The sequence below is a fragment of the Leisingera sp. F5 genome, assembly GCF_001593695.1.
The window spans coordinates 1-1,854 of record NZ_LUKH01000685.1 but is presented as its reverse complement, the minus strand read 5'-3'; the positions used below and the strand labels follow the sequence as shown (position 1 = coordinate 1,854).

Below are 1,854 nucleotides of genomic sequence, written 5' to 3'. Positions count from 1 at the left end.
CGCGGGTGCCGTGCTGGTAGCCGGCGCGGTAGCTTTCTTCCGGGTCAGTCTGGTTGCCTTCGAAACCGGGCGGGCGGTTGAATCTGCTTTGTGCCATCTGCTGTCTCCCATCGTAGTCCGCTGTTGCGGCAGAAATCATATGCAGTATCGGACGGTTCGGATAATCAACTCTTAATCCGATAAAGGGATGGGAGACAAACGGCGGTACTGGGTGCAGGTCCGGCGCCGTGCCGAGGCACGGCGCCAGGCGCAACGGGAAGAGGGCCTCGCAAGAGGCTTGATGACGGGCGGGAGGCCGTCATTGGCTTTGGCTGCATTTTAAGGCACAGGCAGAATGGAGGCCGTTGCCACGGCAAGGTTTGAATGTACCCGGTTTGAAAGTCTCATTCCGAGTCCCAAAGCAGTGCTTTTGATTGTCCGGTGATTGTCCGGGCGGAGCCCTGAAGAGCGTCCGCCCGGCACCGGTTACTTGCGCGACAGGGCGTCCAGGACGCGGGCCCAGGACCGGATGCCTTTGTGGAAGCTTTTCAGGTCGTATTTCTCATTCGGCGAATGGATTGCGTCGTCGTCGTTGGCAAAGCCGATCAGCATCGCGTCCATGTTCAGGATCGACTTGAAGAAGCCGGCGATCGGGATCGAGCCGCCCATGCCGCAGAACACTGCTTCACGCTCCCATTCATCCGACAGCGCGCCGCGGGCGGCCTCGAACTCGGGGCGGGCGATGTTCATCACCGCGGCACGGGAGCCTTCCAGGTCATTGTCCCAGCGCACCGTGGCATCCGCAGGCAGTTGGTCCGCGACGTGTTTGCGGATTTTGTCGCGCAGCGCATCGGGGTCCATGTCGCCGACCAAGCGGCAGGTGATTTTGCAGTGCGCCTCTGACGGGATCACGGTTTTGGAACCGGCACCGTTGTAGCCGCCCCAAAGCCCGTTCACCTCCAGCGTCGGGCGGGCCCATTGCTGTTCCAGGGTGGAATATGCCTTTTCGCCGTGCGGCTGCGAGTAGCCGACCGAGTTCAGGTATTCACCTTCATTGAAGCCGCAGGTCTGCCACTGGCGCAGCTGGTCTTCGGGGACTTCATGCACACCGTCATAGAAGCCGTCCACTGCGACGCGGCCGGTGTCAGTGTCATAGAAGGAGGCTACGATCTCCGACAGGGTGCGCAGCGGGTTCAGGCCGGGGCCGCCATAGTGGCCGGAGTGCAGGTCGATGCGCGGGCCGACGATGGTGAATTCGTCCTTCAGCATGCCGCGCAGCTGCGAGGAGATCGACGGCACCCCGCGCGACACCATCGAGGTGTCGCAAATCAGTGCGAGGTCGGCTTTCAGCTCTGCCGCGTTGGCTTCCATGAAGGGGATCAGCGAGGGCGAGCCGGATTCTTCTTCACCTTCAAAGAAGAAAGTGATGCGGCAGGGCAGGGAGCCGTTCACGGCCTTCCAGGCGCGGCAGGCCTCAACAAAGGTCATCAGCTGGCCCTTGTCGTCCGACGATCCGCGGCCGCGGATCACGGTGCCGTTCGGGGTTTCCTCCAGTTGCGGTTCAAACGGCGGCGTGTTCCAAAGGTTCAGCGGATCCACCGGCTGCACATCATAGTGGCCGTAGAACAGCACATGCGGCGCGTCAGTGTTTTCTTCGCCCACATGGCCGACCACCATCGGATGGCCGGGGGTGGCGCGCTTCTGCGCCTTGATGCCGATGGCGTTGAGGTCAGCCACCAGCCAGTCGGCGGCCTTGTCGCAGTCGGCCTTAAAGGCGGGATCGGTGGAAATCGACTGGATCCGCAGCAGGTCCATCAGCCGTTCGGTGGCGGCGTCCAGCTCTGTGTCGATCCGGTCCAGAACATCATTCAGTGC

Annotated in this window: 1 protein-coding gene; it reads right to left on the bottom strand. The window is 62.2% G+C overall.

From position 1 onward, the window contains the following. Window positions 1-465: 465 nt before the first annotated feature. Window positions 466-1,854, bottom strand: a 1,389-nt coding sequence (locus tag A2I95_RS34785) for a M20/M25/M40 family metallo-hydrolase (protein WP_291737128.1), incomplete at its 5' end; no start/stop codon positions are given.